This is a genomic window from Rugamonas sp. FW305-51 (assembly GCF_058786935.1).
Genome location: NZ_JBYSZG010000075.1, coordinates 1 through 15,434, shown reverse-complemented (window position 1 = coordinate 15,434; position 15,434 = coordinate 1). Strand labels below are relative to the sequence as shown.

10 protein-coding genes are annotated in these 15,434 nt (G+C 64.6%); 8 read left to right on the top strand and 2 right to left on the bottom strand.

The window, feature by feature from the left end:
- From AC3WOS_RS27465 to ppnP, 4 genes are all read left to right on the top strand, one after another.
- The coding region (locus AC3WOS_RS27465) for a hybrid sensor histidine kinase/response regulator (RefSeq protein ID WP_492720348.1) at positions 1–1,748 on the top strand (1,748 nt) is incomplete at its 5' end.
- Positions 1,745–2,767, top strand: coding sequence for a chemotaxis-specific protein-glutamate methyltransferase CheB (gene cheB / locus AC3WOS_RS27460; RefSeq protein WP_492720346.1), 1,023 nt, complete (start codon positions 1,745–1,747; stop codon positions 2,765–2,767). The genes AC3WOS_RS27465 and cheB, both read left to right, overlap by 4 nt.
- 45 nt (positions 2,768–2,812) lie before the next feature.
- A complete protein-coding gene (locus AC3WOS_RS27455) occupies positions 2,813–3,856 on the top strand; it encodes a diguanylate cyclase domain-containing protein (RefSeq protein WP_492720344.1) in 1,044 nt (347 codons plus the stop codon).
- A gap of 12 nt (positions 3,857–3,868) precedes the next feature.
- Positions 3,869–4,183, top strand: coding sequence for a pyrimidine/purine nucleoside phosphorylase (gene ppnP / locus AC3WOS_RS27450; RefSeq protein WP_492720343.1), 315 nt, complete (start codon positions 3,869–3,871; stop codon positions 4,181–4,183).
- A gap of 102 nt (positions 4,184–4,285) precedes the next feature.
- Here the strand turns inward: ppnP and murB are convergent, their stop codons facing one another.
- The gene (murB, locus tag AC3WOS_RS27445) at positions 4,286–5,314 is read right to left on the bottom strand and encodes a UDP-N-acetylmuramate dehydrogenase (protein ID WP_492720341.1); all 1,029 of its coding nucleotides are present in this window, start codon (positions 5,312–5,314) and stop codon (positions 4,286–4,288) included.
- Positions 5,315–5,468: 154 nt separating this feature from the next.
- Between murB and AC3WOS_RS27440 the strand changes: the two genes are divergently transcribed.
- Both AC3WOS_RS27440 and AC3WOS_RS27435 read left to right on the top strand, forming a co-directional pair.
- On the top strand, positions 5,469–5,954 hold the full coding sequence (locus tag AC3WOS_RS27440; protein ID WP_492720339.1) for a YajQ family cyclic di-GMP-binding protein: 486 nt from the start codon (positions 5,469–5,471) through the stop codon (positions 5,952–5,954).
- Positions 5,955–6,106: 152 nt separating this feature from the next.
- The gene (locus AC3WOS_RS27435; RefSeq protein WP_492720337.1) at positions 6,107–7,360 is read left to right on the top strand and encodes a nitronate monooxygenase; all 1,254 of its coding nucleotides are present in this window, start codon (positions 6,107–6,109) and stop codon (positions 7,358–7,360) included.
- 97 nt (positions 7,361–7,457) lie between these two features.
- On the opposite strand, the gene AC3WOS_RS27430 is transcribed toward AC3WOS_RS27435, so the two are convergent.
- The gene (locus AC3WOS_RS27430; protein WP_492720335.1) at positions 7,458–8,396 is read right to left on the bottom strand and encodes an exopolyphosphatase; all 939 of its coding nucleotides are present in this window, start codon (positions 8,394–8,396) and stop codon (positions 7,458–7,460) included.
- Positions 8,397–8,842: 446 nt separating this feature from the next.
- Between AC3WOS_RS27430 and AC3WOS_RS27425 the strand changes: the two genes are divergently transcribed.
- Together AC3WOS_RS27425 and AC3WOS_RS27420 are read left to right on the top strand one after the other, a co-directional pair.
- The gene (locus tag AC3WOS_RS27425) at positions 8,843–11,140 is read left to right on the top strand and encodes a glycogen debranching protein (RefSeq protein ID WP_492720334.1); all 2,298 of its coding nucleotides are present in this window, start codon (positions 8,843–8,845) and stop codon (positions 11,138–11,140) included.
- Between the two features lie 284 nt (positions 11,141–11,424).
- On the top strand, positions 11,425–15,300 hold the full coding sequence (locus tag AC3WOS_RS27420; RefSeq protein ID WP_492720332.1) for a carbohydrate binding domain-containing protein: 3,876 nt from the start codon (positions 11,425–11,427) through the stop codon (positions 15,298–15,300).
- The last annotated feature ends 134 nt before the right edge of the window (positions 15,301–15,434 follow it).

Genomic DNA, 15,434 nt, shown 5'->3' with positions numbered 1-15,434 from the left:
CGCCCCGCCAGCCCGCCCCGCTCAAGGCGGCCCAGAATTTCGACCGCCTGCTGTCGCTGGCCAGCGAGGCGCGCATCAACGCGCACCAGATGCATCCGTTCATCCAGGACCTGCAGCGCTTCAAACGCAACCAGAGCAGCCTGTTCTCGCTGGTCGAGCAGCTGCACGAAGCCATCGCCGACAGCCACGACGCCAGCCTGAAGGAAAAGTCGCTGCTGGCACTGCAGAAGACCCACCCGCTCAAGCAATTCCTGCTCGAGCACATCGCCGACGTCGAAGCCTACGAACGGCGCATGCTGGCCGTCTCCCAGAACATGGTGGACGAAGTGCTGACGCTGCGCATGCGCCCCTTCCGCGACGGCGTGCAGGCCTTCCCGCGCATGGTGCGCGACCTGGCACGCGGCCTGGGCAAGGAGGCGCACCTGGAGATCGTCGGCGAGGACACGCTGGTCGACCGCGACATCCTGGCCCGCATCGAAAGTCCGCTCAACCACATCCTGCGCAACGCCGTCGACCATGGCCTGCAGACGCCGGCCGAGCGCATCGCCGCCGGCAAGCCGGGCACCGGCACCATCGTGCTGGAGGCGCGCCACCGGGGCGGCATGCTCAGCATCGAGATCCACGACGACGGGCGCGGCGTGGACCTGGAAAAAATCCGCGCCACCGTCGTCGCCCGCAAGATGGCCGCGCCCCAGATGGCGGCCGCCCTGTCGCCGGCCGAGCTGCTCGAATTCCTGTTCCTGCCCGCCTTCAGCCTCAAGGACAGCACCAACGAAATCTCCGGCCGCGGCGTGGGGCTGGACATCGTGCACGAGACCATCCGCGAGCAGAACGGCACCGTCAGGCTCGAATCGGAACTGGGCCAGGGCTTCCGTACTTCGATCACGCTGCCGCTCACGCAATCCATCGTGCGCGCGCTGGTGGCCGACATCAAGGGCGAGACCTACGCCATCCCCATCGTCAAGGTCGAACGCGTGCTCAAGGTGGCGCCGGCGGCCATCCACACGCTGGAAAACAAGCAGTTCTTCGACTTCGGCGGCGAGCATCTGGGCCTGGTGTCGGCGGCCCAGGTGCTGGAACTGGGCGAAATGGAAGCGGGCAGCGAGGACTTGCCGGTGGTGGTGATCGGCAGCGGCGCCCGGCGCTACGCGCTGGTGGTGGACGCCATCCGCGGCGAGCAAAGCCTGGCGGTGCAGGCCATCGACCCCATCTTCGGCAAGATGCGCGACATCTCGGCCGCCGCCCTGCTCGACGACGGCGAGCCGGTGCTGATCCTGGACGTGCCGGACCTGCTGCTGTCGATCGACAAGCTGCTGCACGAGGGCAGCCTGCACCAGCTGGCACGGGCCGACCATGCGGGCCGGCGCCGCATGAAGCGCATCCTGGTGGTGGACGATTCGCTCACCGTGCGCGAGATGGAACGCAAGCTGCTGCTGGGACGCGGCTTCCTGGTCGACGTGGCGATCGACGGCATCGACGGCTGGAACGTGGTGCGCAGCGGCGACTACGACCTGGTCATCACCGACGTCGACATGCCGCGCATGGACGGCATCGAACTGGTCACGCTGATCAAGAAGGACCTCCACCTGCACAAGCTGCCCGTGATGATCGTGTCCTACAAGGACCGGCCGGAAGACCGTGCGCGCGGGCTGTCGGCCGGGGCCGACTACTACCTGACCAAGGGCAGCTTCCACGACGAGACGCTGCTCGACGCCGTGTCCGACCTGATCGGCGAGGCGCAACTGTGAAGATCGCCATCGCCAACGACGTGCCCATGGCGGCCGAGGCGCTGCGCCGGGTGGTGGCCAGCACCGCCGAACACCAGGTGCTGTGGATCGCCCGTACCGGCCTGGAGGCGGTGCACATGTGCGCCGCCAGCCGCCCCGACCTGATCCTGATGGACTTGAACATGCCCGAGCTGGACGGGGTGGAAGCGACGCGCCAGATCATGGAGCAGTCGCCCTGCGCCATCCTGGTGGTGACGGGCCAGCCGCAGGACAACGTCAACCAGGTGTTCCGGGCGCTGGGCGCCGGCGCGCTCGACGTGACGGCCACGCCCATGCTGCAGGGCCGCTCCGGTGGCGACGCCGAGCTGCTGGCCAAGATCCACACCATGGACAAGCTGATACGCCACAGCGGCGGCAGCCAGGCCATGCTGCCCAGGGGCGTCAACGGCCAGCCGGCCGCGCCATCGGCCGTCACCACGCTGGTGGCCATCGGCGCCTCCACCGGCGGGCCGTCGGCCGTGGCCACCATGCTGGCCGGCTGGACGGCGCCGCCCAGCTGCGCCATCGTGGTGGTGCAGCACATCGACCAGAACTTCGCCGACAACTTCGCCAGCTGGCTGGGCGAGCAGCTGGCCATGCCGGTGCGGGCCATCGAGGAAGGCGACGAACTGCAGCCGGGCGCCGTACTCATCGCCAAGAGCAACGACCACTTAACGCTGGATCAAAACCGGCGCTTGGGGTACGATGCAGCTCCGCGCGACTATGCCTACCGGCCCTCGGTGGATGTGTTCTTCCACTGCGTGGCCCAGCACTGGCGCGGTGCGGCGATCGGTGTGCTGCTGACCGGCATGGGGCGCGACGGCGCCGACGGCTTGCTGGCCATGCGCCGCGCCGGCCACACCACCATCGCCCAGGACCAGGCCAGTTGCGCCGTGTACGGCATGCCGCGTGCGGCGGCCGAGCTGGGCGCGGCCCAGCTGGTGCTGCCGCTGGAACGCATCGGTGCGCTGCTGCGCAGCACCACCGGTGCCAAACCGTAGCCGCCAGCCCATGGATCAGCAACCAGTTCAGCAAAGAGATACACGATGTCCGATGTGATACCCCCTTACGCCGAACAGGAACCGGCGCTCACCGCCTACAAGGTGCGGGTGCTGCTGGTGGACGACCAGCTGATCATCGCAGAAGCCGTGCGGCGCATGCTGGGCGACCTGCCCGACATCGAATTCCATTACGAGACCAGCGCCGCCGGCGCGCTGGAGGTGGCGCGCCGGCTGCAGCCGACCGTGATCCTGCAGGACCTGGTGATGCCCGATACGGACGGCTTTACGCTGATCCAGCAATACCGCGCCGACGAGACGCTGCGCCATGTGCCCGTGATCGTGCTGTCGGCCAAGGAAGACCCCAAGCTCAAGGCCCACAGCTTTGCCACCGGCGCCAACGACTACATGGTCAAGCTGCCGGACCGGCTGGAACTGCTGGCGCGCGTGCGCTACCACGCCAACGGCCATATCAGCCGCCTGCAGCGCGACCAGGCGTTCCGCTTCCTGCGCGAGAGCCAGCGCCAGCTGGCCGCGGCCAATATCGAGCTGCAGAAGCTGGCCGCGCTGGACGGGCTGACGGGCATCGCCAACCGGCGCCGCTTCGACGAGACGCTGCAGCTGGAATGGCAGCGCAGCCAGCGCGACCGCCAGCCCGTGTCGCTGATGATCTGCGACGTGGACTACTTCAAGATCTACAACGACAGCCATGGCCATCCCGCGGGCGATTTGTGCCTGAAAAAAGTGGCTGCCGTCCTGACCGAACATTTGAAGCGCCCGGCCGACCTGGTCGCGCGCTACGGCGGCGAAGAATTCGCCATTATCCTGCCCGAAACGGATTTGACCGGCGCACTGACCGTCGCCGAGTCATGCCGCCGCCACCTGGAACAGCTGGCCATCCCCAGCCCGCAAGCGCCGCAATTCGGCTGCGTCACCCTGTCGGCCGGCGTGGCCTGCGTGGTGCCGTCGCCGCTGGGCAGCGCCGAGGGCTTGCTGGAGCTGGCCGACCAGGCCCTGTACGCCGCCAAGCATGCCGGCCGCAACCGCGTCATGAGCGCGGCCAGCCTGCAAGGCGTTTCTCCCCACGTTTAAGGAATACCGAGCATGAGTGCACAATTCGACCAGGTCAGCGTCATCAAGAAATCCAACATCTACTTCGACGGCAAGTGCGTGTCGCACACGGTGCTGTTTGCCGACGGCAGCAAGAAAACCATCGGCGTGATCTTCCCGTCCAGCCTGACCTTCAACACGGGCGCGCCCGAAACGATGGAAGTGATCGGCGGCGTGTGCAAGGTGCGCCAGGCCGGCGCCACGGAATGGCAAACCTATGGCGCGGGCCAGCAGTTCCAGGTGGGCGCCAACACCCACTTCGACATCGAAACGGTGGAAACGCTGGACTACGTCTGCCACTTCGGCTGATGATACTCTGATGCTGCGCCGGGGCGGCGCCCTGCCGCCCCATGATCCGGCCGGCGCCGGGCGCCCGTTGCGGCGCCGGCTCACCTGCCGTGCTACGAAGCTTTACACGAACACCGGCTCCGGCTCCAGCCGCACGCCGTAGCGCGCCTGCACGTCGGCCTGGATCGCCTGCGCCAGACGCACCACGTCGGCGCCGCTGGCACCACCATGGTTGACCAGCACCAGCGCCTGTTTGGCATACACGCCGGCCGGCCCCAGGCTGCGCCCCTTCCAGCCGCACTGGTCGATCAGCCAGCCGGCTGCCAGCTTTTCGCTGCCGTCGGGCTGGCGGTGATGCACCAGCGTGGGAAAACGGGCCAGCAGGTCCGCGCACTGCGCCGCGTCGACCACGGGATTCTTGAAGAAGCTGCCGGCGTTGCCGATCTCGGCCGGGTCCGGCAACTTGCGGCGCCGGATCGCGATCACCGTGTCGGCCACCTGGCGCGCCGTGGGCGCGGCCAGGCCTTGCTCGGCCACGGCCTGGGCCAGCTCCGCGTAGCACAGATTGGGCTGCCAGGCGCGCGGCAGCGCGAACGTCACGTCCACGATAATCAGTCCTTGCCCCGCCGCGTGCTTGAACACGCTGTCGCGGTAGCCGAACCGGCAGGCCGCCGCATCCATGCTGCGGGTCTGGCCGGTGGCCGGGTCGAACACGGTCAGGCTGTGGAACACGTCTTTCGTTTCGGCCCCGTAGGCGCCGATATTCTGGATCGGCGCCGCGCCCACGGTGCCGGGGATCAAGGACAGGTTTTCCAGCCCGCCCATGCCCTGCGCCACCGTCCACTGTACGAACTCATGCCAGTTCTCGCCGGCCGCCGCCTTGACGTAATGGTGGTTGGCGTCGCTGCCCACCACGGCGCGCCCGGCCAGGGCGATGTGCAGCACGAGGCCGGCCACGTCGCCCGTCAACAACACGTTGCTGCCCCCGCCCAGCACCAGCCGCGGCAGCGCGGCCAGGGCCGGATCGGCCAGCGCGGCGCGCAGCTGGTCCAGTGTTTCCACGCGCAGGTAAGCCTGGGCGCGGGCGGCGATACGGAACGTGTTGAGGGACTGCAGGGGGAATTGGTGCTGGAGGGCGGACTGTGGATGCATGGAGAAAACCGATCAATTTAGTCGATTATAGAGCGAATCGGGTAAAAAACCAGCGGCTATATGGGGGCGCACCCCGCTTTGTCCGTTAAAATGTCAGTCTTTGAGGCGCGCGCCTCTGCCGCGCGCAGCCAGCCACACCATTGAGGAATGAACCATGCCGTCGTTTGATGTAGTCTCCGAAGCCGATATGATCGAAGTAAAGAATGCTATCGAGCAATCCAACAAGGAAATCACCACCCGTTTCGACTTCAAGGGCAGCGATGCCCGCGTCGAGCAGAAGGAAAACGAGCTGACGGCCTTTGCCGACTCCGAGTTCCAGCTGAGCCAGGTGCGCGATGTGCTGACCAACAAGCTGGCCAAGCGCAAGGTCGACGTACGCTTCCTGGAGGAAGGCGACATCAAGAAGATCGGCGGCGACAAGGTCAAGCAAGTGATCAAGATCAAGAATGGCATCGAATCTGATGCCGCGAAGAAAATCGTGCGTGTCATCAAGGACAGCAAGATGAAGGTGCAGGCTAGTATACAGGGCGAAGCGGTGCGCATCACGGGCGCCAAGCGCGACGACCTGCAGGCGGCCATGGCCCTGCTGCGCAAGGATGTGCCCGACATGCCGCTCGAGTTCAACAACTTCCGCGACTGATCCCTGCCTTCCGGCGCGCCTGCGCGCGCCGTCACAAAGCTGTAGTACGCATGGAGTAGAATGAACGGAGCTCCATGCCGGTACTGCCGCGCGACCGCAACAGCCCTGGGTGCGCAAGCCCAGCGACCAACCTCGGTAGTCTAAGGATAGCAATGAAACGTGTTGATGATTTCCGCCTGCGATTTGGCAAAAACGAGTACGTGCCCATCATGGTCGGCGGAATGGGTGTAGATATTTCGACTTCGGAACTGGCGCTGGAGGCGGCCCGCCTCGGTGGCATCGGCCACATTTCGGATGCGATGGTAGAGGACGTGTCCGACCGCCGCTTCGATACCAGCTTCGTCAAGGAAAAGACCAAGCTGTACAAGTTCAACATTAACAACATGGACAAGGCCGTCGTCCAGTTCGACCTGGGCCGGCTGGCCGAGGCCCAGCGCCTGCACGTGGGCCGCACCATGGAAGCGAAAAAAGGCCCGGGCCTGATCTTCGTCAACTGCATGGAAAAGCTGACCATGAACGGCCCGCGCGAAACCTTGCGCGTGCGCCTGAACGCGGCGCTGGACGCGGGCATCGACGGCATCACGCTGTCGGCCGGCCTGCACTTCGGCTCGTTCGCGCTGATGGCCGACCATCCCCGCTTCCGCGACGCCAAGCTGGGCATCATTGTCTCGTCGGTGCGCGCGCTGCAGATCTTCCTGCGCAAGAACGCCAAGCTGGACCGCCTGCCCGACTACATCATCGTCGAAGGCCCGCTGGCCGGCGGCCACCTGGGCTTCGGCATGGATTGGGCCGAGTACGACCTGCACACCATCACGGCCGAGATCCTCGCTTACCTGAAGGCGGAAAACCTCGACATTCCCCTGATCGCGGCCGGCGGCATCTTCACCGGCTCGGACGCCGTCAGCTTCCTCGAAGCGGGCGCGGCGGGCGTGCAGGTGGCCACCCGCTTCACCATCACCCACGAGTGCGGCCTGCCGGCCAAGGTCAAGCAGGAATACGTCAAGGCCACCGAGGACGACATCATCGTCAACGGCATCTCGCCCACGGGCTACCCGATGCGCATGCTCAAGAGCACGCCGGCCATCGGCTCGGGCATCCGTCCCGGCTGCGAATCGTACGGCTACCTGCTGGATGCGACGGGCAATTGCGCCTACATCAACGCCTACAACCGCGAAGTGGCGGCCCATCCGGACGAAAAGAACATCGTCGTGATGGACAAGACTTGCCTGTGCACCCACATGCGCAACTTCAACTGCTGGACCTGCGGCCACTACACCTACCGCCTGAAGGACACCACGCACAAGATGCCGAGCGGCGATTACCAGCTGCTGAGCGCGGAACATGTGTTCAAGGACTATCAGTTTAGCGTCAACAATGAAATTGCCTTACCTGAGAAAGAATTCTAATCAGTCTTGACAATTTCCATTCGGAAATAAAAAAACGGCACAGTCTTCGCGGACTGTGCCGTTTTTGCTGGCGCCGGCGGTTGGCCCGCCGCCCCGCTTAGCCGTCCGCGTTGATGCGGGCGATCAGCGCGCCCAGCACCTCGTCGGCCCGCTCGTTGTCGACCTGGCAGGTGCCCGCGTTCTCATGCCCGCCGCCGCCGTATTCCAGCATCAGTGCGCCGATATTGGTCCTGGACGTGCGGTTGAGGATGGATTTTCCGGTGGCGAACACGGTGTTCTGGTTCTTCAAGCCCCACAGCACGTGGATGGAGATATTGGTCTGCGGATAAAGCGCGTAGATGATGAAGCGGTTGCCGGCATAGATCACCTCTTCCTTGCGCAAGTCCAGCACCACCAGGTTGCCGTGCACGGTGGCGCAGCGGCGGATCTGTTCCTTGCATTTTTCACTGTGCTCGAAGTACAGGTCCTTGCGCTCCCTGACGTCGGGCAGCGCCATGATCTGGTCTATCGTGTGATTCTTGCAATAGTCGATCAGGTCCATCATCAGGTTGTAGTTCGAGATGCGGAACTCGCGGAAGCGGCCCAGCCCGGTACGGGCGTCCATCAGGAAATTGAGCAAGTCCCAGCCTTGCGGATTGAGCACTTCCTGTTCGTTGAAGCGGGCCGCGTCGCCCTTGTCCACGGCCGCCATCATGTCGGCCCAGCCGGCGGGGAAGGCCTGGGCGCCGCCGTAGTAGTCGCACACCACGCGCGCGGCCGACGGCGCCTCGGGATGGATGATGTGGTTGGGGCGCTCACCCGTGTTGCGTATCGTTTCGGACAGGTGGTGGTCGAACGCCAGGTGCACGCCGGCCACGAACGGCAAATTGGTGGTGATGTCGTTGGCGCTGATGGCAATCTTCCCGTCCTGCATATCCTTGGGATGCACGAACAGGATGTCATCGATCATGTCCAAGTGTTTCAGCAACACGGCGCACACCAGCCCGTCAAAGTCACTACGGGTTACCAGACGAAATTTTTTTGCTTCAGCTGACATGGAGAGACCCTTTGTAGAAAGTACTAACACGCCACACCTTGCACGGTGCCCTGCTGCATCATACAACTGCCCGGCCCGGGCTGCCCAGCAATTGTGGCCATACGTTGCATTGCGTCACATCATCGCGCCGGGCCGCCTGACTGGCATGTAGCAAGGTAACAAAACTACGTCAAATCCATCGTGCACTCGTTGACATCTTAAATTGATGAGCGTAGATTCCCTCCTCACCATCTCATTTCCATGATATTTTGGAAGTGCAAGGTAGTAAAAGTACAGAAAATAACGTCTGACCCCGCAAAGGGGCAAGCACAACGGAGACCGCCACCCATAGAAAAAATGATCGCCCCGCGCGAGGCCGCGTCACGCCTGTCGCATCTGCGCCGCGCCCGCCAGTTCCACCCCACGTTCCGCACATAACCATACGATAAAAACGACCGGAGACATCCATGCAACTCAGCCGCCTCGCCCTCGCTGCCCTGTTCACCTGTTCCCTGGCCGGCGCCCCCGCCACTGCCGCCATCAATGCCAGCCAGCTGGGCGCCAGCTATGACGCCAGCCACAGCAATATCAATTTCAAGATCTATTCCAGCCGCGCCACCCGCATCGAGCTGTACCTCTACGGCAGCGCCAGCGGCAGCCAGGAACTGGCCCGTATCGTCATGACGCAGGGCGCCGGCGGCGTGTGGAATACCACCGTGTCGTCCAGCGCGCTGAGCGGTTACGGCATCACGGGCACCGTCTACTACGGCTATCGGGCCTGGGGGCCGAACTGGCCTTACAACGCGGCCTGGAGCAAGGGCAGCACCACCGGCTTCATCAGCGATGTCGACGCGGCCGGCAACCGCTTCAACCCCAACAAGCTGCTGACGGATCCGTACGCGCTCGAGCTGAGCCACGATCCCGTCAACCCGGCCATGACGGACGGCACCGTGTACGCCAGCGGCGCCCTGTACCGCAATATCGACACGGGGGCCACGGCGCCCAAGGGCATCGTACTGGCCGGCGATGCGCAATCGATCGGCATCAAGCCCACCCGCGCCTTCAAGGACGACATCGTGTACGAAGTCCACCCGCGCGGCCTGACCATGAACGACGCCAGCATCCCGGCCGCCGACCGCGGCACCTACAAGGGCGCCGGCGAGAAGGCGGCCTACCTGGCCAGCCTGGGCGTGACGGCGGTCGAGTTCCTGCCGGTGCAGGAAACCCAGAACGACACCAACGACGTCAACGGCGCCAACGATACGGGCGACAACTACTGGGGCTACATGACGCTGAACTATTTCGCCCCCGACCGCCGCTACGCGGCCGACAAGACGCCGGGCGGCCCCACGCGCGAGTTCAAGGCCATGGTCAAGGCCTTCCACGACCAGGGCATCAAGGTGCTGATCGACGTGGTGTACAACCACACGGGCGAAGGCGGCGCCTGGAACCCCAGCGACACCTCGACCTACAACATCTACGGCATGCGCGGCCTGGATAACCCCACCTACTACGAGCTCACCTCGGACAACCAGTCCTCGTGGGACAACACCGGCGTAGGCGGCAATTACAACACCCACCATCCCGTGGCGCAGAACCTGATCGTCGATTCGCTGGCCTACTGGCGCGACACGCTGGGCGTGGACGGCTACCGCTTCGACCTGGCCTCCGTGCTGGGCAACACCTGCGAGAACGGTTGCTACAACTTCGACAAGATGGACCCGGCCAATGCCCTCAACCGCATCGTGGCCGAACTGCCGCCGCGCCCCGCCACCGGCGGCAGCGGCGTGGACCTGATCGCGGAACCATGGGCCATCGGCGGCAATTCCTATCAGGTGGGCGGCTTCCCGTCCGGCTGGTCGGAGTGGAACGGTCTCTATCGCGACACCGTGCGCCAGAGCCAGAACGGCCTCGGTACGGTTGCCGTCAGTACCGGCACCATGGCCACCCGCTTCGCCGGCTCCAGCGACCTGTACGCGGACGACGGCCGCAAGCCGTGGAACTCGGTCAACTTCATCGTGGCCCACGACGGCTTCACGCTCAAGGATCTGTACAGCTGCAACGGCAAGAACAACAACCAGGCCTGGCCATACGGCCCCAGCGACGGCGGCGACGACAACAACAACAGCTGGGACCAGGGCGGCATCGCGGCCGACCAGCGCAAGGCGGCCCGCAATGGCCTGGCGCTGATGATGCTGTCGGGCGGCGTGCCAATGATGACGGGCGGCGACGAGATGCTGCGCAGCATCAACTGCAACAACAATCCCTACAACCTCGATTCCATCGGCAACTGGCTCAACTGGAGCTGGACCACGGACCAGAGCAATTTCCAGTCCTTTGCCAAGGGCATGATCGCGTTCCGCAAGGCCCACCCCGCCCTGCGGCCGGCCAATTTCTACTCCAGCGTGGACAACAACGGCAATGTGATGGAGCAGCTGCGCTGGTTCCAGCCCAGCGGCGCGGTGGCCGACGCCAACTACTTCAACAACAGCGCCAACCACGCCATCGCCTGGCGCATCGACGGCTCCGAGTTCGCCGACAGCAGCCCGGCCATCTATGTCGCCTACAACGCCTGGAGCTCGCCGGTGAACTTCGTGCTGCCGTGGCCGGGCGCCGGCAAGATCTGGTACCGCGTCACCGACACCTGCGGCTGGGCAGAAGGCGCCAACCAGGTGCGCACGCCCGGCACTGAAGACGTGATCGGCGGCGAGAACACATCCTACGGGGTGTGCGGCCGCGGCACCCTGGTGCTGATCGCCAAGTAAGGCATTCCCGCCGCAGGCCTGAGGCATAGTACCGGCCATTCCATCGCGGCGTTCCAGACGTTCGCTTCACCCCTTGGCTACCCGCCGCACCCGCTGCCCGCGCAGCGCGGTGCGGCGGGAACGCCATGCGCAGTCCCGCAACCATCGCCATCGCAATCTGCCGCACCGTCCTGCACGGCGCGCTGTGGAGGTGCATCCGTTCCCGTGACGGATGCGCCGTGGCGGCGTTGCGCTGTATTCCCCGGCAGTCCCACCGCAGTGATGACCTTCAAGGAGATACACCCATGCATTTGCGCAGAAAACCGCTGGCCGTTTGCCTGGCCACGCTATTCGCCGCCGGCTTGCCCGGTGCCCCGCAGGCCGGCACCATCCCGGCCGCCCACGTGTACCACAACCACATGCCCAACTTCTGGCCCTTCTACGCGGTCGACGTGCAGGCCAGGTACAACGCCACCGCCGTGGGCGCCCCCATCCGCTACCTGTACGACGGGGAAGTGATCAACATGAAGAACAGCCCGCCGTCCGGCTACAGCTATTACCTGCCCGCCTCGCTGGGCGGCGGCATCATGCCGCACGACGACCTGGCCACCTACTACACGCCCGATGCCAAGACGGGCGCCTACCAGTACTGGCCGATGCAGGTGGCCAATGAGCTGCAAAACTGGTCCGGCGCCAAAGGACAGATCCACGTCACGATGTCGGGCGCCGTCATCAACAACGTGCAAAGCCTGGAGACGCTGCAGAACGTGGCCGGCTATTCCAACCCCAGCTGGGGCCAAAGCTGGGCCAACACCTTCGGCTCGCTGAAGACGGCCAACAACTTCCGCACACTCGACACCATCCACTTCACGGGCCACCATTCGATGGGACCATTGGTCGGATCCGACTACTTCCTCAAGGACCTACTGTTCCAGAACGCCACGCTGGCCCAGTCCTATTTCCTGGGCGGTAATTTCGTCTCGTCCAAGGGCTACTTCCCGACCGAACTGGGATTTTCGGAGCGTCTGATACCAACGCTGGCCAAGCTGGGCGTGCAGTGGTCGGTCCTCGGCAACAACCACTATTCGCGTACGCTGAAGGACTATCCCTACGCCACCTACGACGCCACCGGCGACACCGTGATCTCGCCGCCCAACCGCGCCGACCTGCAAAACACCGCGGCCACCGGCAGCTGGGTGGCCAACGGCATGGCGCATGAGCAGCAAGTGATCGTCAACAAATTCCCGTTTGCCGCCACGCCGCACTGGGTGCGTTATGTCGATCCGGCCACGGGCGCCGTCAGCAAGCTCGCCGGCGTCCCCGTCAGCCAGAACGGCTCCTGGCTGGAAGGCTGGGAAGGCTCGACCACGGTCGATGAGATCGCGCCTTACGCATCGCTGGAACCGCGTCAGTTCTTCGTCGTCGCGCACGACGGCGACAACTCGGGCGGCCGCGCCGGCGCGCTCAGTACCTGGCAGGCCGGCTACAACACCACCTGCACCGGCAACGGCTACTGCCTGGGCATAGACGAGTACCTGCGCCAGTCCCCCATTCCCGCCTCCGACGTGCAGCACGTGCAGGACGGCTCGTGGGTCGACACGCGCGACTCGTCATCCGACCCCACCTGGTATCACTGGCACTTGCCGTTCATGATCTGGAAAGGACAGTTCGCCGACTTCAACCGCATCAATGGCCTGAACCTGGCCCCCAAGACCAACCTGAAAGGCGTGCAGGAAGGCGCCACCGTCTCGTTCGAATACGGCTGGCACTATCTGGAGCGCAATTTCGCGCTGCTGCAGGCGGCCATGAACTACGCCAGGACGGCCGAGCAGATCTGGCTCGACGCGCACCCGAACCACTGGTCGCCCAGCACCACGCTCGATCACCAGATCACCTACAACGGCAACCAGCTCAATCCGTGGATGATGTCCTATCCCGTCAAGGGCAATCCGGCGGCCGACTACGCCGGCGGCGCCAATCCGGCCGAACTGGCGTGGTACTTCCTGCTGCCGGCCATGGATTCCGGCTTCGGCTACTACGACGAAAACAAGGACGACGACGTCAAGCCCACGCTGGCGTTCAACAATTCGCTGGCCTTCTCCAAGCCTTACGTGCAGGCGAACCTGGCGCAGGACCGCACGGGGCCGTCCGTCTGGTGGCCGCAGCGCTATCCCTACAATCCGGGTTCCGTGAACGCATCCAAGGCCGAGGGCTGGACCGTGCAGCACTACAGCAAGGACTTTGCCGTCTACACCTATGCCTACGACGTTTCCGGCATCGCCAGCGCCAAGGTCATGGTGCGGGCCCACACCAGCAACAACATCGACGCCGGCGACGACACCTACAAGGTCTACGACCCTGCCGCCATGACCGGGGTGGCGGGCCTGTCGATCACGCCCGCGAATGTGGGCGCATGGGAAGAGTATCCGATGCAGGTGCGCGACCTGCAGGCCGACATGAACGGCGTAGCGTGGATACCGACCACGCGCGACACGTTGTCGGTATTGCCGGCGCAGGAGATCGGCGACCTGTATTACGCCTATCTGTCCAACTACCGCAACCAGCTGCTGGACTATTACGTGGAGATGACGGACAACGCGGGCAATGTCACCCGTTCCGAGATCCAGCAGGTGTACGTGGGCGCGGGCACTTACTCGCCCTCGGCCACCGGCTCCGGCTTCGTCGAAGACAGCAATGGCACCGTCAACGGCGTCTATCCCTTCCTTGTGATCGACACCACGGCGCCCAGCACGCCGGGCGCCATCAGCGCCACGCAGGTGACGGACCGCTCGCTCAGACTGAGCTGGCCGGCCGCCACCGACAATGTCGGCGTCACCGGCTACAAGGTCTACCGCAACGGCATAATGGTCGGCAGTACGCCATCGGCCAGCTACAGCGACAGCGGCTTGACCGCCTCCACTGCCTATACCTACGCGGTGCAGGCCTACGATGCGGCGGGCAACCGGTCGGCCATGTCCGCCAATGCCGGCGTGACGACGCAGGCGCCGGACACCATCGCACCGACCGCCCCGGGCCAACCGGCCGCTTCCGCCGTCACCTCCACCACGCTCACGCTGAACTGGGGCGCGGCCAGCGACAACTACGGCGTAGCGCAGTACCTGATTTATCGTGACGGCCAGCTGGCCGGCAGCAGCGTGAACACCAGCTTTAACGACAGTGGCCTGTCACCTGCGACGTCGTACAGCTATACCGTCAAGGCACAGGATGCGGCGGGCAATCTGTCGCCGCTGTCGGCCGCGCGCTCCGTCACGACGGCAGCGGGCAACGTGGCAAAGGTCTATTACAAACTGCCTTCGGGCTGGGCCGGCGCCAACATCCACTATTCGCCAACCGGTGGCACGTGGACCACGGTGCCGGGCGTGGCCATGCCGGCGGCCTGCGCTGGCTGGACGGTCTATACGGCCAATCTGGGCAGTGCGACGGGCCTGCAGGCAGCGTTCAACAACGGCTCCGGCACCTGGGACAATAACGGCGGCAGGAACTACGTGCTGGGGACCGGCACGTTCGACGTGGCAAATGGCGCGATCTCGGTTGGCGTCAATCCGTGTAACGTCGATACCACTGCGCCTTCCGCGCCATCGGGGCTGAGCGCCACCGCGATCGGCTCGAACACGGTTACGCTCAACTGGACGGCATCGACCGACAACGTCGGGGTGGCAGGCTATTACGTCTATCGCAACGGCGCACAAATCGCCAGCGTGGCGACAGGCACTAGCTATACTGACAATACGGTCGCCGCATCCAGCAGCTACAGCTATACCGTGCAGGCTTACGACGCGATGGTGAATGTCTCTGCGGCCAGCACGGCATTGGCGGTCACCACATCGGGCGGCGCTTGCCAGGTGGCGTTCACGATCGCCAACGCCAACACGTCAATGGGGCAAAACCTGTATGTGGTCGGCAATCAGGCCACGATAGGCAACTGGTCCCCCGCCAGCGGCTTTGCGCTGACCATCCAGGGCAGCGGCGCCAACGTGCCGTGGACCGGCACCGTCACGCTGCCGGCCAATACGGCGCTGCAGTATAAATATGTGAAGTGGAATGGCTCGACGGCGACCTGGGAAAGCAACCAGCTTAGCAGCTCAGGCAACCGGGAGTTCAGCACGCCGGCCAACTGCAGCGGCACCATTTCCCGGAATGACGGCAACTTCAAGTTCTGATGGGTGAGCAGTCCGGGGCCGATGCAGCGTCCCGGATCACACTTCCCCGGGCTATACGGACGAAAAAAAACCCCCGACTGCACTGAGCGCGATCTTGAGCGCGTTCAGGCTGACGGGGGTTTTTTAGTATAACT